Here is a 21,623-nt window from a genome sequence, read left to right on the forward strand (position 1 = left end):
TTCTGTGTTTCGCGCCAGACGCCACGCATAACACGCATAACCGGGCGGGCGCCCATAACAGAATGGTTCAGCAACAGGCAGGCGCCTTCAGGCGCGGCTTTACGCAGAAAGCGTAAACGCCTGTCAGCTGGCAACGTGTGGAATTAAGGAATCACACCATGGCTCCATATTGGTATATATCAGGGTTTCTGCTGCTGATTTCCATCGTAGAAATCCTGCTGAAAAAAGACGAACGCACCACGCACATCCTGACTTATCTGCTTTGCATCGCCGCAGCGACGCTGGTGGTGTTCGGCGGTATCCGCGGCCTCGGCACCGGCATGGATGATTATCAGTACCGCAGCTTTTTCGCCGACTTTATCAACCGCATTCAGGTGAACGGCTTCGCCGAAACAGTGGCGTTTTTCCGCTATGAACCGCTGATTTTCGTGCTGGCGTATCTCACCAGCCTGGTATCGCACAACGCCGACATTTTCCTGTTTATCTTCTGCCTGCTGGCGGTGGCGGTTAACGCGGTCTTCTTCAAGAAGATGTCGCCTTATCCGATCCTGGCGCTGGCGCTCTATTCGGCGCATATCTTTATCAACAAAGATATGAACCAGATCCGCTTCGGCCTGAGCTCGGCGCTGTTCCTCGGCGTGATCTGGTATATCTACCTGAAGCGTTACTGGATGGCGCTCGCCTTTACCCTGCTGTCGTTTTTCAGCCACAACACCGCGGTAATGGTGGTGACCATCGTGCCGTTCCTGTTTATCCGCGACTCGCGCTGGTGGCCGGTGGCGATTATCCTGCTGAGCATTCCCGCCTCGAAAGTCGGCGGCACCAGCTTTATCTCGCTGATCTCGGCGCACATGGGATCGCTGGGGGAGAGGGCGGAAGGCTACAGCAACGAAACCTCCAACGCGGGCGAAGGCAGCATCTTCTCGGTGTCGAACCTGAAAAACATCATGCTGGTGTTTATCTTCGTCTACTTCCTGCTGAGCAACGAGATTAAAAAATATAACTACCAGCAGTATCGCCTTAACTACCTGCTGGTGCTGACCTTCGCCATCGGCGGCGGCATCCGTATCTTCTTCTATAACTATTCGTCGGGCGCGCGCCTCTCCAACTATCTGTTGCAGGTCGAGCCGATTATTCTGGCCTCGCTGGTGTATCAGGTTCGCCCGATACTCAAGCCGGCTATGTTCGCGATGTTCGCGTTCTTCCTTGTCTATTACCTCTACTACAACACGATTTCTCTGAAGCAGGCCGTTGTCGGCTATGAAGTTGCTCAGGAATTCAAGCTGTTCCATTAACCGGGGAGGTAACATGACTAAATCACTTATTGCTGCAGCCATCCTTTCGGCCGCCTGCTTCGCGCAGGCCGCCGAACGTGGCCCCTTTATTATCGACGCCTACGGCGACTCCACCACGGCGGGCGTGATGTCCTCCGGTGGAAAAAACATCATCGCGCCGGGTAATGAGATGGCCTGGCTGCAAAAAATGCTGCAAAGCAAATATGGCGACGCTATCGAGGTGAAAAACCACGGCGTGCCGGGCGCGCAGGCGGCGGAACTGCTCTACAACAAGGGCAAGGACGATCCCAGCGGCTGGAGCGAGCGCATGGCGAACTCCAGCGCGCAGCTTATCCTGCTCAACTATGCCATCAACGATGCGCGTCACTACTTTTTTAAAGACAAGAACGCCCATCTGGAAAGCCCGGAAGAGTATGGCCGCATTATGACCGCGCTGGTCAAAGAGGCGAAGGCGCACAACAAGCTGGTGGTGCTGCAGGAGCCGAATCCCATCTGCGGCAAAGTCGAGCGCTGGAACGTCTGGCCCTACGTCTATCAGCTCAATGAGGTCGCGAAGGCGGAAGGGGTGCCTGTCGTGAAGCAGTGGACGGCCATTAAGGCGCAGCGCGACTGGCAGAGCGGCATGTCGGCGGATTGTATCCATCCGTCCGAATCCCTTTATAAGCTGAAAGCGCAGCAGACCTTTGACGTCATCAATGCCAACTTCGGTAAACAGCTGTCGCAGCCCGGCAGCTAAACCCAACCTCACTCTGTGGCTTCAGGAGTTGTCATGTACGTATTAATCATGGTGGTGTCGTTCTGTCTGGCGCTGCTCTTTCTGCGCGCGACCGGGTTCCATAAAGGCGTCTACAACGGCAGCGGCATCAAAAGCATCTCCGGTCTGCGCGCGCTGCTGGCCAGCATCGTCGCCTTTTCCCATCTAGTGCACTATCTCTACTCGCTGGACGGCAACTGGATCTTCGATAAGGACTATTTCGTCTGGTTCTCCGAAGGCAACTTTTTCGTCAACGCCGGCAAGTTCGGCGTGCTGCTGTTCTTTATGATCTCGGCGTTTCTGTTCTATCGCTGGCTGGACAACGACGGCATGTCGGCGAGCCAGCTCACCTGGAAGTTGCTGAAGTCGCGCGTGCGCCGCATCGTGCCGATGTTCTGGTTCTCCGGGCTGGTGATCATTCTGGTCGGCCTGGCGCAGGGCGGTTTGCATATCAACGCGCACAGCATAACCGACGCCGTGCTCTGGCTGCTGTTTGTCGGCAGCTATCATATGGGCGACTTTCTCACCGCCGACGTCAACGCCGGCGTGGAGTGGACGCTGCGTCTGGAGTGGCTGCTCTATCTCTCTATCCCGCTGATTTTCGTGGTGAACCGTGCCACCAGCGGCAAGTACAAAACCCTGCTGATCCTCGGCTCCATCGGCGCGATTTTCTGCGTCGCCGTGGCGCTGCGCCTGTGGGGCAAAACCTATACCGACCCGCGTCCGGTGCTGGGCTTCGCGATGGGCTACTTCGCCTATACCTGGCGCGACCGGCTGGCGGTGTTTAAACAGTCGCGTATCGCAGGCGTGGTCTGCATCCTGCTGGCGATTTTCGCGCTCGCCTTCACCAGCAACGCCTTCTGGTATCTGGTGTTCCTCTGCTGCCTGACGGCGATCTTCTTCGTGGTGAGCAGCGGCAACAGCCTGCTGGGCATGCTGGAGAACAAAACCCTGATGTCGATTGGCGAGGTGAGCTATAGCCTCTATCTGATCCACGGCGTGGTGCTCTACTTCATTAAGCAGATCCCGCTCAGCATGGTGCCGCATAACATGGTGGTCTACACCCTGATCTCCACGCTGTTCTTCGTGCTGTCGTTCTACGTGGCGAAGATGACCTATCTCTATGTTGAAAAGCCCTTTATCGGCAGCAGCAACAAGAAGAAGGTAGCGGCCGAGGTTGCGCCCACCAAGCAGGATCGCACCGGTAACCCTTACTGATTATCACGGCTGCGTCCGGCGCCGCCGTGCGGCACGCAGCGCGTTTTTTTATCGATTTCAGCCCTGTTTTTAAGAGGTACTGGCATGAAGGACATTCGTTTCTCCATTGTAATCCCCGCGTATAACGCGTCGCAGTCGATCGTCGCGACGCTGGATTGCGTCAAGGCGCAGAGCTACCGCAATTTCGAAGTGATTATCGTTGACGATAAATCCGCCGATGCGGCGGCGCTGGCGGAGGTAGTCAACAGCGAGCGCTATCAGGATCTGGGCATTAACCTGGTGCTCTCTGAGGTGAAACTGAACGGCGCAGGCGCGCGCAATAAAGGCATTGAGCTGGCGACAGGGGACTACATCGCCTTTCTCGACGCGGACGACGAGTGGCACGCCGACAAACTGCTGGAGACCAGCCGTAAAATCCAGGAGCTGGAAGCGCAGGGCAAAAGCAAGTTCGTAATCTACAGCCAGGTGAACATCTATCAGGACGGCAGCTTCCTGAAGGTGATGCCGATGCAAACGCCAGGCAAAAACGAAACCGTGGCGGAGTATCTTTTCGGCTGCTACGGCTTTATCCAGACCAGCACCATCGTGCTGAAGCGCGAGGATGCCGCGCGCATCCAGTTTGATACGCGCTATATTCGCCATCAGGATTACGACTTCTGCATTCGCGCCGATCGTCTCGGCTATGAGTTCGTGATGATCGCGCGCCCGCTCGCCACCTACCATCTGGTGACGAAATTTGGATCCAAGCATAAAGGCGAATCGGTGAAATATTCGCTTTTCTGGCTGGATGCCATGAAGCCGCACCTGACCGCGCGCGATATCGACACCTACAAGGCGTTTAAGCTGCCGCTGCGCTACAAAATGGACGGCAAGTCGCTGATGGCGAGCCTGACCTTCGCGCGCTACTTCTTTCTCACCAACAAAGACAACCAGTCCTACTTCCTTAACCGCGTGAAAGACAAGTTAAGGGCGCGGCTGGGCGGTGAAAAAGCGGTTTCCTGACTCTTTCTTGCTCCCCGACGCGGGAGCGTTTTCCCGGAACGACACTTTTTTATTCAGGTATGAATATGACGAATCATGTTGGCACCGTAGGCATTGTGATGCCGATGTATAACGCACGCCAGACGGTTTTGCGCGCCGTGCAGTCGGTAATGAACCAGACCTGGCCGGACTGGCACCTTTACCTGATCAACGACAAATCTACCGATGATTCGCTGGCGCTGGTGCGCGAGCACTGTAACGATCCGCGCATTACCATTCTCGACAACGAGGTAAACCTCGGCGCGGCGGAGACCCGTAACGTCGGGCTGCGCGCGGCGAAAGAGGAGATTATCGCCTTCCTCGACAGCGACGACGAATGGCACGTCGACAAGCTGGCGCAGCAGGCGGCCGCCATCGCCTCCGGCGACGATTTCGTGATCACCGAATATCACTACAAAACCAAAAACGCCGATCACGACATCACCTACAGCAAACCTTACCTTCAGCAGGAAAACTTCGTGAAGAAGCAGTATCGCGTCTGTTTCTCCTCAGTCTGCTTCCGCCGTCCGCCGCAGGGGATTTTCTTCCAGCGTAAAGGGCACGAGGACTTCCTGTTCCTCTATGAACTCTTCACCCGCTACAAACAGGCGCGCGTGATTCAGAGCATTCTCGTCAACTATTACGAATTAGGCGATTCCCTTTCGCGCAACAAGAATAAAGCGGCGAAGTGGCACCTGGAATTATTAAGAATTATCTATAAAAACAATCCTTTAAAAATCTATTACTATTACGGCTGGTATATGGTGAACGGCGTACTGTTTACCCTTAAGCATCGATAACAGGATTGTCTTTTTACTCTTTTGAGGTGGGTAGCGTTAAATGAAAAAAATCGTCCTGGTGATCAAAGATGCCTATTCGTATGCCGGCACTGAGAACATCTGCAACTTTATGTCCGAGTGTCTGGGCGAAACGCACGACGTCACCATCTATTCGCTGGAAGGCAGCGGTAAAACCTTCTATCCCTTTGAGCACGTCAAAGAGATCGTCAGCTTCGAGGGACACAGCAATCCGATCAAAAGCATTGTCAGACGCATTCACAGCGAAGAGGTCGACAGCGTATTTCTGATCAGCATGGGGCGTCTGAGCGTGATGTTCGCTTTCTGGAGCCTGCTCTCCGGCAAGAAAAAACGCTTCAAGGCCTATGCCTGCGAACATATCGCCATCAACTCCTTCAGCAAGCCGATCAAACTCCTCAAGTACCTGCTGCTGCGCTATTACGATCAGGTCATCGTCCTGACCGACAAAGACCATCAGGTCTTCTCCCGCTGGCGCATTCCGAGCAAGCAAATCCCCAATCCGGTGGTGTACAAAGCCTTTGAGCGCACCTCGCGCAGCCGTCAGGCGCTGGCGGTGGGCCGCCTCGATCACCAGAAAGGGTTCGATCTACTGCTCGATATCTGGCGCGACTTCGCGCAAACCCATCCGGAGTGGACGCTGGTGATCGCCGGCGACGGCGAGCTGCGCCAGCAGCTGGAAGATCAGGCGGCGGCGCTCGGCATCACCGGCAGCGTTAACTTCGTTGGCCGCGTCAGCAATATCAACGACTACTACCGCGACAGCGATATGGCGCTGATGACCTCGCGCTATGAAGGGCTGCCGCTGGTGCTGCTCGAAGCCAAATCCTGGTCGCTGCCGGTGGTGGCCTATGACTGCCCGACCGGCCCGCAGGAGATTATCAACCAAGGCGAAGATGGCTTCCTGGTGCCGATGAACGACAAAGCGACCTTCCTGGCGCGCATGGATCAGCTCGCCAGCGACGACGCGCTTTTCTACGCCATGAGTCAGAAAACAAAAATTACCGCGCTGAAATTCGACGGTAAGCAGATCAAGCAGAGCTGGCTGGCGCTGGTTTAACAGCGGCAAGGGACGGGCCTGATTGCAACGTGCCTCAGGGGACACTGTTATGGCCCATTGCGCGGCCCCATCGACTACGGGATTAGATGCATGAAAAGAAGAGAAGTCTTGCAGAGCGCAGCCTCCTCCATTGTTGCCGCACTCTCCGTCAGTGCGTTCTCCAGCCACGCCGCGAAAACCAGCGGCGTCGCCCTGAAAGCGGTCGACCCGGCGGCGGTGCCGAAAGGCGACGTGCCGATTCTGACGCCGGAGAACCTCTACGCCATGCCGCCGCAGTTCTGGCAGGGCTTCGAAGGGCAGCTCTGGATCGGCAAGGCGGGCAGCGACGCCAGCCAGGCCGGCAACCAGATCCCGGTTTTTCTGCGCGACGACAGCGGCAAGCTGGCGCAAATCACCCAGCCGATCGCGCTCAACAAAGGCAGCTTTGCCCGCTTCGTTCACGACAACGCCGCGCTGATCGCCGATCCGTCGCACTCGATGACGGTGAAAGACAAAGACGGCAACACGCTGTTTAACATTCCCGACGTCAGCCGACCGGGCCAGGCGGCGTTCAGCCAGCGTCTGGCGCAGCCGGGCGGCTATCAGCTGATTGGCGAGATCGCCTCGGTTGAAGAGCTGCGCAAAACCCGCCCGCTGTTCGAAGGGGCAAAAATCAAGCTGAAAAGCTGGCATGAAGGGCTGGAAGTGGGCGGCGGCGAGTTTGTCGGCAGCTTCCAGAGCGCGAAAGACGACGGCGGCGTGAACTTCGCCGGCGAGGGCTTTCACTGGCGCCGCGTGGTGGACGATTTTAACCGCCTGTCGCTGTTCGACTTCGGCGCCATCGCCGACGGCAAAACCGACGCCGCGCCCGCCATCAAAGCGATGTACCAGTGGTCGGAACAGGCGCAGCAGCCTATCTGCGTGCAGTTTCCCGCCGGCACCTTCTTCGTTTCCGCCTGCGATTTCGGCAGCGAAGGGCGCCGCTTTTTCCGCATTTCCGGCGCGATGGTCAACTTCGGCTACTTCCCGGCCACCACCATCGTCTCCGACGGCCAGTCGGAGTTCGTCTTCGACGTCAACGCGCGCTGGGTCGAGATCTCTAACCTGATCTTCAACGGCAACAGCGACAAGCGTCCCAATAAACAGGGGCTGTTCCGCAACACCTGCGACGGCGGCCAGTTCTTCCGTGGCGCCTGTCTGCGCTTTAACGCGGTGGGCGGCACCGCGCTCAGCCTGCTGGATACGCTCGACTGCAAAATCGACCAGTGGTACGCCTCACGCTGCACCGGCGACGTGATAAAAGCGGGCTGGTCGGGCCGCAAGGCGGGCGCATGGGATCACAGCACCGCTATCGAGCTCTCCAACTTCAACGCGCAGAACTGCCGCGGCGGCATGGTGCTAAACCTGCCGCGCTGCAGCCAGTCGATTATTCATAATGGCTGGATCGAGCACTGCGATCATCCGGGCGACATCTCCAACGGTCAGTGGATCGTCGATGCCCTGAGCCTGGAGGATTGCAAAAACCCGCTGATTGCGCACAACTCGCGCCTAAATATGCGCCAGACCAATCTACAGTCCGGTAGCTGGATCGATAACTCCGATCAGGGCGAGCGCTGGCTCAACGTCTGGGAGATGGGATCGACGCGCGTAGAGTCTTACGGCGTCGCCATCGACGGCAGCCTGAAATACAACTACATCACCTCCCGCTGGCGGCTGGAGAACAACAGCGACCAGCAGACGTGGTTTGAGCTGGGCACGCTCTATTCGCCCTCTGTCGGCGACGCCTGGGAGATCGAAATCTTCGGCCAGTCGGAGTTCAGCAACGGCAGCACCAGCCAGCCGCTGATGAATCCGATCGCCGATCGCTCCACCGGCGGCCGCGCGGTAATCCAGGTGCAGCGTAAGAAGAGCAAGGCGGAAGCGAGCTGGTCGGCGGAGGGCAGTAGCCCGGTTGTCGAAGTGCGCTACGTCGCCGCCAACGACAGCGAAGTGCGTATCTTCGTGAAGCTGGCGGGCTGGACGCCGTCTGCGGTGGTGCTGATGAAGACCACCAGCAAAGATCGCTTCGCCACCGGCCGCTGCGCGCGCGTCAGCGCCAGCATGGAGAAAGCGGCGCCGCCGTCCGGCAACGTGGCGGCGCCGCAGCGCTTTAGCCTGCATAACGGCAAGGCGGGCATCGGCGGCAACGAGCAGGGCGATCTGCTGCTGGCGTCGCGCGCGCTTAACGCTGAGCAGGTGGACACCAGCAAGCCGAAAGGCTTTATCTCAATGGTGATTAACGGCGAACAGTGCGCCGTGCCCTATTTCGCCGTGAAGGGCTAATAACCGTTTATCGCGCGCAGGGAGGCGCGCGAGCAGCATCCTCTGGAGCCTTTTTTAGCTAGCATATTGGTTTTTTTTTGAACGCAGAGTTTACTTTGCCCGTCAGGACAGGGCGGCTTGTTTACCCGACGCATCGCAGCGGTACCGGTCGGGTAAAAAATTAAAAGAATTTTTCGGAGTTGTTGATGAAAATTTTATTGGTGGGTAACCACACGTGTGGGAATCGCGGGGATGGCGCGATTCTCCGCGGGCTGATCGATTCAATACATGCCGCCCGCAGTGATATAGAGATTGACGCGATCAGTCGTTATCCAACGAGCTCTGGGTATTTGCTCCAGCAGGACATTCAGCAGGACTCGCTGTTTTTGCACAACAGCAAGGCGGCGAAGGGCCTGATCGGCACGGTAAAGCGCAAGGTCGCCAACCGACTGATGCCGAACATTATGATGGCGCATCTGGGTAAAGGCGGCCTGTTTAAATCCTTTGGCGTACCGGCGCATCTGCAAACTTTCGCCGACAGCCTGAAGCAGTACGACGCCATTATCCAGGTCGGCGGCTCTTTCTTCGTCGATCTTTACGGCGTGACGCAGTTTGACCATGCGCTCTGCGCCCTGATGGCGAAAAAGCCGATCTATCTGATCGGCCACTCGGTCGGCCCTTTTCAGAACCCGCGCGTCAACGCGCTGGCGAACTTTGTTTTTGACCGCGTCGACAGCCTGGTGCTGCGCGAGTCGGTCAGCCTCGACCTGATGAAAAAAGATGGCGTCACCACGCGGAAAGTCGCGCCGGGCGTCGACACCGCCTTTCTGGTGCGCGCGCGCAGCGTCGAGCAGCCGAGCCATAACCTGCTGCACTGGCAAAACATCATCAGCAGCCGCAAAACCATCGCCATTACCGTGCGCGAGCTGGCGCCGTTCGACAAGCGCCTGGGCGTGACGCAGCAAGAGTATGAAGCCGCCTTTGGCCGCGTGATCAACGCGATGATCGCCGAAGGCTATCAGGTGGTCGCCTTCTCCACCTGCACCGGCATTGACAGCTACGCCAAAGACGATCGCATGGTGGCGCTGACCCTGCGCGACAGCGTCGAGCGGCCGGAGAACTACCACGTCATCATGGATGAGTTCAATGACCTGGAGCTGGGTATTCTGCTGAGCCGCTGCCATCTCACTATCGGCACGCGCCTGCACTCTGCCATTATCTCCATGAACTTTGGCACGCCCGCCGTGGCGATCAACTATGAACACAAGTCGATGGGCGTCATGAATCAGCTCGGCCTGCCGCAGATGGCGACCGACGTGAAGAGCCTGATGGACGGCTCGCTGATCGGCAAAGTAAAAGAGGTGCTGGCGAATTACGACGCCATCAAGCAGCAGGTCGATACGGCGGTTGCGCATGAGCGCGAAGTCGGTAACCGGATCACAGAAGAGATCCTCAACGTATTGGGGTAATGCTATGAAACTGACTTTTTTCACCATGCGTTTCCCGGTCGCCTCTGAGACCTTCGTGCTGAACCAGGTGACCCATTTTATTGACGCCGGCTACGACGTCGAGATTATCTCCGTGTTCCCGGGCGATCTGGTGAACCGTCATGCGGCCTTCGACGAATATCAGCTGGCGGCGCGCACCCACTATCTGCTGCCGGAAGAGAAGGTTTCGAACCTCGACAAGCTCAACCAGCGCCTGAAGCTGGTGCTGCCGAAAGTGGCGAAACCGGCGCTGATCCGCTCGCTAAACGTGCGCCGCTACGGCGCGCAGTCCAGCAAGCTGCTGCTGCCCTCTATCGTAGCGAATACACGCCAGCCCTATACCGCTGACGTATTCCTGGTGCACTTCGGCTACGCGGGCGCGCTGGCCAATAAGCTGCGCGAACTCGGCGTGCTGGTAGGCAAACAGGCGACGGTGTTCCATGGCGCGGATATTTCGCGTCGCCATATCCTGGAAGAGCATAAGCAGGACTACGTTAATCTGTTCGAACAGAGCGAGCTGCTGCTGCCGATTAGCCATCTGTGGGAGCGCAAGCTGATTGAGATGGGCTGCCCGCCAGAGAAGATCCACGTTACGCGCATGGGCATCGAGCCGGAGAAGTTCAATTTCGAGCCGCGCCAGGCGTTTCACTCGCCGCTGCGCATCGTTTCCGTGGCGCGTCTCACCGAGAAGAAGGGGCTCGACGTCGCGGTGAAGGCCAGCGAACTCCTGAAGCAGCGCGGCGGCCAGTTTGAGTTCACCATTATCGGCAACGGCGATCAGGATGAGATGATGCGCGAGCATATCGCCAACGCCGGGCTGGAGGATTGCGTCAGCATGCCGGGCTTTAAGCCGCAGGAGGAGATCCGCGCCGCCCTGAGCGAAGCAGATATCTTCCTGCTGCCGTCGAAAACCGCCGCCGATGGCGATATGGAAGGCATTCCGGTCGCGCTGATGGAGGCGATGGCGGTAGGGCTGCCGGTGGTATCCACCTTCCACAGCGGCATTCCGGAACTGATTGAGAACAACGTTTCAGGCTGGCTGGTGCCGGAAAACGACGCCGAGGCGCTGGCAGATACGCTCTTCAGACTCTCTCAGGGCGATATCGACGTCGCGCCGGTCGTTGCGGCGGCGCGCCGCAAGGTCGAAACGGAATTTAACCAACATATCGCCTACGGCGAGCTGGCGAGGCTACTGGAGCAGCTGGCGTGAGTGGTTTGAAAAAACAGGCGATATGGCTGTTTGGCAGTACCTGTTTTGCCGCAGTGCTGCAGGTGCTGCAGCTTAGCGTGCTGGCGCGCAAGCTGGAGGCGCACGAGCTGGGGCTGCTGGCGATCGTCAACGCTATTCTGGCGGTCGCCACCGTGCTGCAGGATATGGGGATGAGCAGCTATATCGTGCATCGCCAGGAGATTAGCCGACGCGAGCAGAGCACCATTTACTGGGTCAACGTTTCGCTGAGCCTGGTAACCGGTCTGATCCTGATTGGCGTCGCGTATCCCATCGCCTGGTTCTACCACCTGCCGGAGCTGGTGGGGCTGATTATGCTCACCAGCCTCAACTTCCTCGTGCTGGGGCATCTGTCGCAGTATCAGGCGCACTACATCAAAACCAAACGCATGGTGCTGCTGGCGAAAATCGAGATGGCGACCAAGCTGTTTGCGTTCGCCTGCACCGTGGCCATGCTTTACTTCACCTCGCTGACGGTCGCTGCGGCGATCCTCGGCCTGTTTATCAACGCCTTTACCCGCATCCTCTGCCTGATCGCCTTTGGCGAGAAGTCGTGGCGGCCAACCCGAGAGTTTGACAAAGCCACCTTTGTCAGCGCGGTGCGCTACGGCATCTATCAGCTCGGCTCGCAGACCATTAACCAGCTGCGTACTCAGGCGGATGCCCTGATTGTCGGCAAAGTGATGGGCGCCGAGATGCTCGGCATCTACTCGCTGGCGAAAGAGCTGATCCTCCAGCCGCTCAAGCTGGTGTCGCCGGTGATTAACCGCCTGGCGCTGCCGCGCTTCGCCGAGAAGCAGCAGGATCCAGAGCAGCTGAAAAAACTGTTTCTGAAGGGCACCTTCGTCATCATGCTGTTCAGCAGCGCGATGTACCTCGCCATCGGCATTCTCTCGCCGGTGATTGTGCGCGTGCTGTATGGGGCGTCGCACGAGCAGGTCTACCATCTGATCCCGCTGATGCTGTTGTTCGGCATGCTGCGGCCGATGGGCGGGCTGACCGGCGCGATTTCGCAGGCCAACGGGCGCACCAGCGTCGAGTTCTACTGGAATGTGGTGGCGAGTCTGGTGGTGCTGGCGGTGCTGGCGACCACCTTTATCTGGCCGAACGTGCTCTATGTGGCGCTGACACTGTCGATCTCGCAGGTGCTGATCTCCGCCTTCGCGCATCCGTTCTTTATCAAGCCGGTGATTGGCATTCGCTTTATGCCCTATGCGCGACAGTGGGTGTCGGTATCGGCGATATTTATCGCGGTCATCGCGCTGATAAACCATTTCAACCTGTTCGTTAAGCCGGAATGGTTTGAGCGCTGGCTCTGATCGGCGCGGTTCCTCTCGGGCGGCCAGCGTGCCGCCCGAGTCTTTTTTAGCCTGGCATTAACCTTTGCCGAACGGCGTTACCCACCCAGGTTTTAACCCGGCGCTTAGCGCTTGTGTTTGCTCACTTTATGGCGTGCCTGAACAGTGGGAAAAAGATGAATTTCTAAGGGATGACAGGCATTTAGTGTCGGTTTTTCGGATAAAGATTATACTTGCAGTTCTGGCCGATCCTGCATAATCGACCGCACGTATTCACTTCATGAAATGGAAAAAATATGACCAAGCTTAAAGCAGTAATCCCGGTTGCGGGTCTCGGTATGCATATGCTCCCGGCGACGAAAGCAATTCCAAAAGAGATGCTGCCTGTCGTTGATAAGCCGATGATTCAATACATCATTGATGAGTGCGTTGCTGCAGGCATCAAAGAGATCGTGCTGGTCACCCATGCTTCCAAAAATGCGGTGGAAAACCACTTCGATACCACTTACGAGCTGGAAGCGCTGCTCGAAGCACGCGTAAAACGTCAGCTGCTGAGCGAAGTGCAGTCAATTTGCCCGCCGGGCGTGACCATTATGAACGTACGTCAGGCGCAGCCGCTGGGTCTTGGCCACTCTATTCTGTGCGCCCGCCCGATGATCGGCGACAACCCTTTTGTTGTGGTGCTGCCGGACGTGCTGCTGGATGACTCCACCGCCGACCACCTGCGCTACAACCTTGCCGCTATGGTGGCGCGTTTCGAAGAGACCGGCCACAGCCAGGTGCTGGCGCAGCATATGCCGACCGCCGATCTCTCTGAGTACTCCGTTATCACCACCGAGCAGCCGCTGGATAACCCGGGCGACGTCAGCACCATCACCGACTTCGTTGAGAAGCCGGATCAGCCAGCGCCGCTGAACTCCGATCTGGCTGCAGTCGGCCGCTATGTGCTCTCTGCTGATATCTGGGGCGAGCTTGAGCGCACCGAGCCGGGCGCCTGGGGTCGTATTCAGCTTACCGACGCTATCGCCAGCCTGAGCCAGAAGAAGCCGGTCGATGCCGCGCTGCTGACCGGTCGCAGCTTCGACTGCGGTCGTAAACTCGGCTATATGCAGGCGTTTGTTACTTACGGCCTGCGCAGCAACGGCATGGGGCAGGATTTCCGCGCCGCCATTGAGAAAATTCTGGCAAAATAACCTTTTCTCACGTTTTGCCGCGCACCGACGCGGCAGCTTAGACAGGAGCACACATGGCTATTTTGGTAACGGGCGGGGCGGGATACATCGGCTCGCATACGGTGCTGGCGTTATTGCAGCGCGGCGACGACGTTGTAGTACTGGATAACCTGTGCAACGCCTCGCGCGAGGCGATTAATCGCGTTGAGAAGCTGGCAGGTAAAAAAGCGACCTTCGTCGAAGGCGATATTCGCGACCGCGCCTGCCTGCGCGATCTGTTCGCCAGCAACGATATCGCGGCGGTGATTCACTTCGCCGCGCTGAAAGCGGTAGGGGAGTCGACCCGTATGCCGCTGGAGTACTACGAGAACAACGTTGCCGGCACCGTGGTACTGCTGGAAGAGATGCGCGCCGCTGGCGTCTATAACTTTATCTTCAGCTCTTCCGCCACCGTCTACGGCGCCGATGCGCCGGTTCCCTACGTGGAAAGCACGCCGATTGGCGGCACGACCAGCCCTTACGGCACCTCCAAGCTGATGATTGAGTTCGTGATGCGCGACTTCGCCTTCGCCGAACCGAAATTCAAAGCTATCGCGCTGCGCTACTTTAACCCGGTCGGCGCGCACGAGTCTGGCGAAATCGGCGAAGACCCGACCGGCATTCCCAACAACCTGCTGCCCTATATCGCGCAGGTGGCGATTGGCCGTCTGCCGCAGCTCGGCGTGTTCGGCGGCGATTACCCGACGCCGGACGGCACCTGTCAGCGCGACTACATCCACGTCGTCGACCTGGCGGAAGGGCATCTGAAAGCGCTCGACCATTTACCGAAGGTTGAAGGTTACAAGGCCTACAATCTCGGCGCGGGTAAAGGCTACTCGGTGCTGGAGATGATCAAGGCGTTTGAAGCGGCGTCCGGTAAGCAGATTCCTTACGAGATCAAACCGCGTCGCGACGGTGACCTTGCGGCCTTCTGGGCCGATGCGAGCCTGGCGGATAAAGAGCTGGACTGGCGCGTGACGCGCGGGATCGAAGAGATGATGCGCGATACGTGGAACTGGCAGTCGAAAAATCCTAACGGATTTAAATAACTGATAAACTGATTAAAAGCCTGTCTATGGACAGGCTTTTTTACGTTATAAGTAATATGAACTTGTAAGCTTTGAAGTCATAAAAGGAAATGATAATATCAAACGTTTATCATATTTCGTTGCAGCAGTCATATGGTGCTGACAGGCGGTTATAGCCTTTACTGTCCTTACTGAAGGACCCTAAAACGTGGCTTAGTGTGTAGTCTACTGGTAGCTGTTGAGCCAGGGGCGGTAGCATGTTTAATGCACTTGACCGAACATAAATTAATCGATTTTGAAAAGTTGAATACAGAGCGTAAAGTATGAAGTTTAGTTTAGGTTATCTCATTGATTTAGTATCAGTTATCACTGAGAAAGAGCTCAAGGTTCGATACAAAAGTAGCTTTTTAGGATATTTGTGGTCAATAGCAAACCCCTTGCTTTTTGCCATGATTTATTACTTTATTTTCAAACTTATCATGCGGGTACAAATTCCTAATTACACCATTTTCATCATTACAGGATTATTCCCATGGCAATGGTTTGCGAGTACCACGTCGAACTCACTATTCTCATTTATAGCCAACGCTCAAATAATTAAAAAGACGGTATTTCCTCGCTCTGTCATTCCCTTTAGCAACGTTATGATGGAATGTCTACATTTTTTATGTACTATTCCAGTAATTATCGTTTTTTTACTTATTTATGATATGACGCCACACTGGAACTGGATATATGGCATTCCGTTAATCGGGATTGCACAATTACTGTTCTCGTATGGTATTGCCCTTTTTCTTTCTACATTAAATCTTTTCTTCCGAGATTTAGAAAGATTTATTACCTTGGGTATTATGTTGCTCTTTTATTGCACGCCGATACTCTATGCCGGAGACATGATCCCTCAAAACTACCAGTGGCTAATAAAATACAATCCATTAGCTGATATGGTTTTAAGCTGGAGGGAATTATTTATGAATGGTTATGTTGACTATGAAAAAATCCTTTCCTTATATGGAATGAGCATAATCACACTTATAATTGGTTCATGGGTATTCAATAAATTAAAATTCCGATTTGCTGAGATATTATAATGGAAGTCGCAATAGAATTCAAAGGTGTAACTAAACGTTATCCTTTATATCACCATATTGGTTCTGGAATCAAAGAGCTCATTTTTAACCCAAAACGTGCCTTAACACTGCTCTCGGGTAGAAGTTATCTGGCAATTGAAGATATAAGCTTCACCGTCAAAAAAGGTGAATCGGTTGCACTCATTGGGCGAAATGGTGCAGGTAAAAGCACTTCGCTTGGCTTAGTTGCTGGAGTAATCAAGCCAACCAGCGGGACCGTAACAACCAAAGGCAGAGTCGCATCTATGCTCGAATTAGGCGGTGGGTTTCATCCAGAACTTACTGGTCGAGAAAACATTCGCCTCAATGCCACGCTTCTTGGTTTACGCCGTAAGCAATTAAACGAACGATTAGACAAAATAATTGAGTTTTCTGAACTAGGTGAATTTATCGATGAGCCTATTAGAGTTTATTCAAGTGGTATGCTTGCGAAACTGGGGTTTTCAGTAATAACTCAAGTGGATCCGGATATTCTCATAATCGACGAAGTTCTCGCTGTAGGCGATTATGCGTTTCAAAAAAAATGCATTGAAACCATTGATAGATTCAAAGCTAAAGGGGTTACGATTCTGTTTGTTAGTCATAATTTGAGTGATATAGAAAAAATTTGTGACCGGGTAATCTGGATTGAAAACCATAGGTTAAAAGCGAGTGGTAATGCTGAAAATATACTTAAACAGTATCGTTCTTCAATGTAAGGAAACATCGCATGAGTAATTATAAAGAAAAAGTAAAACTCTATACGAGTCACCACAAGCCAAGCGCATTTCTATCATCACCTGTTATTAAACCTATTCACGTCGGTAAAGCTAACAGCTACAATGATATCTGTTGTGATGGAGATGACACAGGCGACAACATTTCATTTAAAAATCCATTCTATTGTGAATTGACAGCTCAATATTGGGTTTGGAAGAACGATATCTCATCTGAATATGTAGGCTTCATGCACTACAGAAGACACTTGAATTTTTCTGAAAAACAAGATTATCCAGAGGATGTATGGGGAGTTGTAAATGAAGATATCATTTCCCCTGAATATGAAGAAAAATTCGGACTGAATGAAAGATCCATAATTGAAGCAATTGGAGATTGTGATATTCTTTTGCCTAAAAAATGGAGTGTTAAGCAAGCAGGCAGCAAAAATAATTACGAGCATTATAAAGTTTCCCTTCATCTGCATATTGAGGATTATCAGGCAGCAATAGATAGCCTTTTGTATCTTTACCCGGAGTATGCTTCTGCAGTCAAAATGTTCAACAGTGCACATGATGGATATTACACAAATATGTTTGTCATGCGAACCGACCTCTTTGCAGAATACTCAGAATGGCTTTTTAGCATATTTAATGATCTTGAGGCGAATTTCGCACTGCGAAATTATGATGCACAAGAAAAAAGAGTTATTGGTCATATATCAGAAAGACTTTTCAATATATTCATTATTCATAAAGAAAAAAGTTCTTCTTTAAAGAAAAAAGAACTACAGCGAACTTTTGTTAAAACTGAAACATTTAATGGTAAGTTAAATCCGGCTTTTTCTGAAAAAAATGTTCCTGTCGTCATCTGCTTTGACGATAATTATTCTCTAAGCGGCGGCGCGTTAATTAACTCTATTATTAAAAATAGCTATTCAGAAAATAACTATGACATTGTTATTCTTGAAAATGGCGTTTCAGTAAGGAATAAAACTCGTTTTTGTTCTTTGCTAAAGGGAAAACATAATTTTTCTATTCGCTTCTTTGATGTAAATGCTTTTAGCGAAATGAAAAGCGTTTACACGCGCGCTCATTTTAGCGCAGCCACTTATGCAAGACTATTTATTCCCTCACTTTTCTCAAGCTTCGAAAAAGTTCTCTTTATCGATGCTGATACTATTGTTGAAAGCGATGTAGGTGAGCTTGTTCACATTGAACTTGGCGATAACTTAATTGCTGCTGTTAGAGATATAGTGATGGAGGGTTTCGTCAAATTTGGTGCAATAGCCCATATAGATGAGCCTAAAAAAATTACTGCAAAGGAATACCTTGAAACCGTTTTGGAGATGAAAGATACACAGCAATACTTCCAGGCAGGAATTATACTCTTTAATATTGCTCAAATGCAAAAAGAGAATACTTACGGTAAGCTAATGCAAGCCATGAAAGCACGAAATTATTGGTTCCTTGATCAGGATATAATGAATAAGGTCTTCAATGATCGTGTTTATTATCTTTCAAATGCTTGGAATGTATACCATGGTAATGGTAATACAGATGATTTTTTTCCTAACTTAAAATTTGAAACCTATATGGGGTTTTTACAGTCACGCCAGCAGCCTAAAATGATACATTTTGCAGGTGAAAATAAGCCATGGGATACACCTCATGTTGATTTTTTTGATAATTTCATCTCGTATGTAAATAATACGCCGTGGCAAAAAGAAGTTTATGACCGGCTCAATAGAACATTTTCATCAGCCCCGGCTGGTATGAATAATAATAAGGTTTTATTTCAGACGAAAATAAAAAGGAAGTTAATGCCTTATTTCAATAAGTATGCGCCTGTGGGAAGTAAACGTAGGCAGCTAATAGCTCGTAATTATTATAGAGTCCGCCGCGTAATTTTAGGTTAAATTATGAAAAAGAATATTTTGATTGTTGGTGCAGGTTTCTCTGGTGCAGTTATTGGGCGCGAACTGGCAGAAGATGGACATAATATCCATATTATTGATTCGCGAAATCACATAGCCGGTAACTGTTATAGTGAAAGGGACAGCAGCACTAATGTAATGGTACATACCTATGGACCTCATATCTTTCATACTGATAATGAAGAGGTATGGAATTATATAAATGCTCATGGCGTTATGATGCCTTATGTTAACAGGGTTAAAGCAACAGTGGATGGAAGCGTTTATTCGCTGCCGATAAATCTGCATACAATAAATCAATTTTTCAATAAAACATGTAATCCCTCAGAAGCTAAAGAATTAATTGAAAATAAGGGCGATAAGAGCATCGCCGACCCTAAAACTTTTGAGGAGCAGGCGCTGAGATTTGTTGGCAAAGAGCTGTATGAAGCTTTTTTTAAAGGTTATACAATAAAGCAATGGGGCATTGAGCCTAAAGAATTGCCTGCTTCTATATTGAAAAGATTGCCTGTAAGATTTAATTATGATGATAATTATTTCAATCATAAATTTCAAGGCATGCCTAAGGATGGATATACTGCTATCGTAGAATCCATTTTGAATCATGAAAATATTCATGTTGAATTAAATACTTTTTTTGATAAGAACGGAAAGAACAATTACGATCATGTATTTTATAGTGGACCTTTAGATGGCTATTTTGACTTTGCATTAGGTCGCCTGGGTTATAGAACACTAGACTTTCAGCGCTTTGAGGCGGAAGGTGATTTTCAGGGTTGTGCAGTTATGAATTATGGCGACGTTAAAGTTCCTTATACAAGGATAACAGAGCATAAGTACTTTGCGCCTTGGGAGAGCCATGATAACACAGTGTGTTATAAGGAATTTAGTCGTTCTGCAACAGAAAAAGATATTCCATATTATCCCATTCGACAAATGGGTGAAATGCAATTGTTGAATCAATATCTGGATGCCGCAGAAAAAGAAAGTAATCTTACCTTTATTGGGCGCCTTGGCACTTATCGTTATCTGGATATGGATGTCACGATAAAAGAAGCTTTAGATGTTGTTAAGACATTCCGTAATTGTATTCAAAATGAATTTCAGATGCCTGTCTTTGTGGTCAATCCTAGATGAATATCGCTGCTGTAATAGTCACCTACAATCGTCTTGACAAACTAAAAAAATGTTGGGCTGCAATTGAGCCTCTTTCATTTCATGAAATAATAATCGTGAACAATGCATCAACTGATGCAACAGGAGAGTGGCTCGATAAGCTACAAGATTCGCGTTTAAGAGTTGTTTCAAATGATGTGAATGAGGGTGGTGCAGGTGGCTTTTATAAGGGTTCTGAATGGCTAGCGAAAAACAGTACCCCCGATTGGGTGCTGTTTTTTGATGATGATGCCTACCCTGAGCCCAACATACTTAAAAAATTCATGGCCATTCATAAAGACAATGCGCAGGTAATTGTTACTAACGTTGTTGATATGAAAGGCTCAAGATGTAAGATGAACATTCCATGGCATAAAATTCCGAATAGCTTTGGAGAGATAATAAGCTATTATAAAAAACCTTCTCAGTATGAAGCTTCTCCCACAGCTATTTCAGAAGTGGTTACTTTTTCCTTCGTTGGTGTTTTCGTTGACTTTAACATCCTTAGAAACACTTACCATAAAATAAATAAAGAGTTGTTTATTTATTTTGACGATGTTTATTTCTCGTGGGATCTTCATCTTAATGGTTGCAAAATGATTTGCAATCCAGACTTGAAATTCTATCACGATGTTCTGGAATCAAACTCAGCAATGTTGCCATGGAAGGTTTATTATTTGTCGCGAAACTTGATTTTATCAAGATCCCTTTTCAAAAGCGCTAAACCATTTAGTTTGCTCTCTATTATACTACGATTAGTGAAATGCTATTCTATGGTTTTGAAATCAGATAACAAGCTCAGTTATATTAGGTATCTGACAAAAGGAATCTTTGATGGAATCGGTTTCAGGTTAAAGGAATCTAAGAATGGCAGGGTTTAATGAAAAAACTTTGTTTTTATATCAATTCTGATTGGTATTTTAATTTACATTGGAAAGAGCGAGCACTGGCAGCTAAAGAAAATGGATATGAGGTGCATTTGGTTTGCAGTTTTGAAGACCAGGGTGTTATGGATGATTTTAAAGCTGCAGGCCTAAAAGTTCATAATTCAAAAATGTCTGAGCAATCTCTTAACCCTCTAGTTTTAGTAAAAGATTTAATAAATTCTTTTAAAATCATTAACAACATAGATCCAGATATTTTGCACTGTATCACTATTAAACCCTGCATTATCGGGGGGTTATATGCGAAACTTTTCAAAAGAAAACTTGTTATGAGTTTTGTCGGGTTAGGTCGAGTTTTTTCTTCTGGCTCTGTAAAATATAAAATTATTAAATATTTCGTTTCTGCTTTTTATGGATGGCTTAGCGCTAAACCAGATATATTTATGATCTTTGAACATGAAAAAGATCGGGCAGATTTGATTGCAATCACCGGCGTAAGTCAAGAAAAAACAATGGTCATTGATGGCGCAGGCATTAACACGGATGAGTTTCAATATTTGCCAGATCCCCCAAATGCTATTCCGGTCGTTCTTTTTGCAAGCCGGCTTATCTGGAGTAAAGGATTAGCAGATTTAGTGCAATCAAAGGCTGCGCTCGAAAAAAGAGGCATTAATTTTGAATTAATGGTTGCAGGTATAACCGTTAAAAATGATCCCGATTCTATACCTCTCGATATAATCGAGCAATGGTCTGATTCTAAAGCTATACATTGGCTAGGAAAGCGCGATGATGTCAAAAGACTGATTGAAAATTGTAACATTGTTGCATTACCTTCTGTCTATGCAGAGGGCGTTCCCCGTATTCTCATTGAAGCAGCAGCCGTCGGTCGACCTTCTATAGCTTATAATACTGGAGGATGTAACAGTATTATAATAGATGGAGAGACCGGCTTTATAGCTAATAAAGATATAAATGATTTAACGGCTAAGTTAGAATGTTTAATAAAAGATAAGCAATTAAGAAATAGTTTTGGGCATAAAGCCCATCTAAGAGTTAAAACACATTTTTGCTCAAAATATGTAATAGAAAAGACGTTAAGAATTTACCAGTATCTGGTTAAATAAGCGG

Annotated in this window: 18 protein-coding genes; all 18 read left to right on the forward strand. The window is 50.9% G+C overall.

Annotated elements, in window-relative coordinates; genetic code table 11:
• The first annotated feature begins 158 nt into the window (after positions 1–158).
• The 18 genes from PVE98_RS06580 (at position 159) to PVE98_RS06665 (ending at position 21,619) form a co-directional block, all read left to right on the forward strand.
• Positions 159–1,295: an EpsG family protein gene (locus PVE98_RS06580; RefSeq protein WP_033750190.1), complete on the forward strand. Its 1,137-nt coding sequence runs from the start codon at positions 159–161 to the stop codon at positions 1,293–1,295.
• A 13-nt stretch (positions 1,296–1,308) separates the two neighbouring features.
• Positions 1,309–2,031, forward strand: coding sequence for an SGNH/GDSL hydrolase family protein (locus tag PVE98_RS06585; RefSeq protein ID WP_033750188.1), 723 nt, complete (start codon positions 1,309–1,311; stop codon positions 2,029–2,031).
• 33 nt (positions 2,032–2,064) lie between these two features.
• Positions 2,065–3,267, forward strand: coding sequence for an acyltransferase (locus tag PVE98_RS06590; protein WP_096073469.1), 1,203 nt, complete (start codon positions 2,065–2,067; stop codon positions 3,265–3,267).
• 84 nt (positions 3,268–3,351) lie between these two features.
• A complete protein-coding gene (locus tag PVE98_RS06595; protein ID WP_033750183.1) occupies positions 3,352–4,269 on the forward strand; it encodes a glycosyltransferase family 2 protein in 918 nt (305 codons plus the stop codon).
• Positions 4,270–4,334: 65 nt separating this feature from the next.
• Positions 4,335–5,087: a glycosyltransferase family 2 protein gene (locus tag PVE98_RS06600; protein ID WP_033750743.1), complete on the forward strand. Its 753-nt coding sequence runs from the start codon at positions 4,335–4,337 to the stop codon at positions 5,085–5,087.
• Positions 5,088–5,127: 40 nt separating this feature from the next.
• On the forward strand, positions 5,128–6,162 hold the full coding sequence (locus PVE98_RS06605) for a glycosyltransferase (RefSeq protein WP_033750181.1): 1,035 nt from the start codon (positions 5,128–5,130) through the stop codon (positions 6,160–6,162).
• Positions 6,163–6,252: 90 nt separating this feature from the next.
• The gene (locus PVE98_RS06610) at positions 6,253–8,463 is read left to right on the forward strand and encodes a phage tailspike protein (RefSeq protein ID WP_096073468.1); all 2,211 of its coding nucleotides are present in this window, start codon (positions 6,253–6,255) and stop codon (positions 8,461–8,463) included.
• 185 nt (positions 8,464–8,648) lie between these two features.
• Positions 8,649–9,911 carry a colanic acid biosynthesis pyruvyl transferase WcaK gene (wcaK, locus tag PVE98_RS06615; RefSeq protein WP_033750177.1) on the forward strand — a complete coding sequence of 421 codons (1,263 nt, stop codon included), beginning with the start codon at positions 8,649–8,651 and terminating at the stop codon, positions 9,909–9,911.
• A gap of 4 nt (positions 9,912–9,915) precedes the next feature.
• Positions 9,916–11,139 (forward strand): glycosyltransferase, encoded by a 1,224-nt coding sequence (locus PVE98_RS06620; RefSeq protein ID WP_033750174.1) that lies wholly within the window; start codon positions 9,916–9,918, stop codon positions 11,137–11,139.
• Complete coding sequence (locus PVE98_RS06625; protein ID WP_096073466.1) at positions 11,136–12,476, forward strand: MOP flippase family protein; 1,341 nt, start codon at positions 11,136–11,138, stop codon at positions 12,474–12,476. The genes PVE98_RS06620 and PVE98_RS06625 overlap by 4 nt, the downstream gene beginning before the upstream one ends.
• A gap of 275 nt (positions 12,477–12,751) precedes the next feature.
• Positions 12,752–13,648 (forward strand): UTP--glucose-1-phosphate uridylyltransferase GalF, encoded by an 897-nt coding sequence (gene galF, locus PVE98_RS06630; RefSeq protein WP_048784187.1) that lies wholly within the window; start codon positions 12,752–12,754, stop codon positions 13,646–13,648.
• Between the two features lie 53 nt (positions 13,649–13,701).
• Positions 13,702–14,715: a UDP-glucose 4-epimerase GalE gene (gene galE / locus PVE98_RS06635; protein WP_096073465.1), complete on the forward strand. Its 1,014-nt coding sequence runs from the start codon at positions 13,702–13,704 to the stop codon at positions 14,713–14,715.
• A gap of 302 nt (positions 14,716–15,017) precedes the next feature.
• A complete protein-coding gene (locus tag PVE98_RS06640; RefSeq protein ID WP_096073464.1) occupies positions 15,018–15,785 on the forward strand; it encodes an ABC transporter permease in 768 nt (255 codons plus the stop codon).
• Positions 15,785–16,522 (forward strand): ABC transporter ATP-binding protein, encoded by a 738-nt coding sequence (locus PVE98_RS06645; protein WP_096073463.1) that lies wholly within the window; start codon positions 15,785–15,787, stop codon positions 16,520–16,522. Before PVE98_RS06640 ends, PVE98_RS06645 begins: the two co-directional genes overlap by 1 nt.
• An 11-nt stretch (positions 16,523–16,533) precedes the next feature.
• Positions 16,534–18,438 (forward strand): DUF4422 domain-containing protein, encoded by a 1,905-nt coding sequence (locus PVE98_RS06650; RefSeq protein ID WP_096073462.1) that lies wholly within the window; start codon positions 16,534–16,536, stop codon positions 18,436–18,438.
• Positions 18,439–19,593 carry a UDP-galactopyranose mutase gene (glf, locus tag PVE98_RS06655; RefSeq protein ID WP_096073461.1) on the forward strand — a complete coding sequence of 385 codons (1,155 nt, stop codon included), beginning with the start codon at positions 18,439–18,441 and terminating at the stop codon, positions 19,591–19,593.
• Positions 19,590–20,492 (forward strand): glycosyltransferase, encoded by a 903-nt coding sequence (locus PVE98_RS06660; protein WP_096073460.1) that lies wholly within the window; start codon positions 19,590–19,592, stop codon positions 20,490–20,492. Before glf ends, PVE98_RS06660 begins: the two co-directional genes overlap by 4 nt.
• The gene (locus tag PVE98_RS06665; RefSeq protein WP_096073459.1) at positions 20,492–21,619 is read left to right on the forward strand and encodes a glycosyltransferase family 4 protein; all 1,128 of its coding nucleotides are present in this window, start codon (positions 20,492–20,494) and stop codon (positions 21,617–21,619) included. The genes PVE98_RS06660 and PVE98_RS06665 overlap by 1 nt, the downstream gene beginning before the upstream one ends.
• The last annotated feature ends 4 nt before the right edge of the window (positions 21,620–21,623 follow it).

Source organism: Pantoea sp. GABEPS69, assembly GCF_045780835.1.
Lineage (GTDB): Bacteria > Pseudomonadota > Gammaproteobacteria > Enterobacterales > Enterobacteriaceae > Pantoea > Pantoea septica.

What these genes read in the sequence shown, in the direction of transcription:
- PVE98_RS06580 (WP_033750190.1), top strand. Translation starts at nt 159, where the DNA reads ATGGCTCCATATTGGTATATATCAGGGTTTCTGCTGCTGATTTCCATC.
- PVE98_RS06585 (WP_033750188.1), top strand. Translation starts at nt 1,309, where the DNA reads ATGACTAAATCACTTATTGCTGCAGCCATCCTTTCGGCCGCCTGCTTC.
- PVE98_RS06590 (WP_096073469.1), top strand. Translation starts at nt 2,065, where the DNA reads ATGTACGTATTAATCATGGTGGTGTCGTTCTGTCTGGCGCTGCTCTTT.
- PVE98_RS06595 (WP_033750183.1), top strand. Translation starts at nt 3,352, where the DNA reads ATGAAGGACATTCGTTTCTCCATTGTAATCCCCGCGTATAACGCGTCG.
- PVE98_RS06600 (WP_033750743.1), top strand. Translation starts at nt 4,335, where the DNA reads ATGACGAATCATGTTGGCACCGTAGGCATTGTGATGCCGATGTATAAC.
- PVE98_RS06605 (WP_033750181.1), top strand. Translation starts at nt 5,128, where the DNA reads ATGAAAAAAATCGTCCTGGTGATCAAAGATGCCTATTCGTATGCCGGC.
- PVE98_RS06610 (WP_096073468.1), top strand. Translation starts at nt 6,253, where the DNA reads ATGAAAAGAAGAGAAGTCTTGCAGAGCGCAGCCTCCTCCATTGTTGCC.
- wcaK (WP_033750177.1), top strand. Translation starts at nt 8,649, where the DNA reads ATGAAAATTTTATTGGTGGGTAACCACACGTGTGGGAATCGCGGGGAT.
- PVE98_RS06620 (WP_033750174.1), top strand. Translation starts at nt 9,916, where the DNA reads ATGAAACTGACTTTTTTCACCATGCGTTTCCCGGTCGCCTCTGAGACC.
- galF (WP_048784187.1), top strand. Translation starts at nt 12,752, where the DNA reads ATGACCAAGCTTAAAGCAGTAATCCCGGTTGCGGGTCTCGGTATGCAT.
- galE (WP_096073465.1), top strand. Translation starts at nt 13,702, where the DNA reads ATGGCTATTTTGGTAACGGGCGGGGCGGGATACATCGGCTCGCATACG.
- PVE98_RS06640 (WP_096073464.1), top strand. Translation starts at nt 15,018, where the DNA reads ATGAAGTTTAGTTTAGGTTATCTCATTGATTTAGTATCAGTTATCACT.
- PVE98_RS06645 (WP_096073463.1), top strand. Translation starts at nt 15,785, where the DNA reads ATGGAAGTCGCAATAGAATTCAAAGGTGTAACTAAACGTTATCCTTTA.
- PVE98_RS06650 (WP_096073462.1), top strand. Translation starts at nt 16,534, where the DNA reads ATGAGTAATTATAAAGAAAAAGTAAAACTCTATACGAGTCACCACAAG.
- PVE98_RS06660 (WP_096073460.1), top strand. Translation starts at nt 19,590, where the DNA reads ATGAATATCGCTGCTGTAATAGTCACCTACAATCGTCTTGACAAACTA.
- PVE98_RS06665 (WP_096073459.1), top strand. Translation starts at nt 20,492, where the DNA reads ATGAAAAAACTTTGTTTTTATATCAATTCTGATTGGTATTTTAATTTA.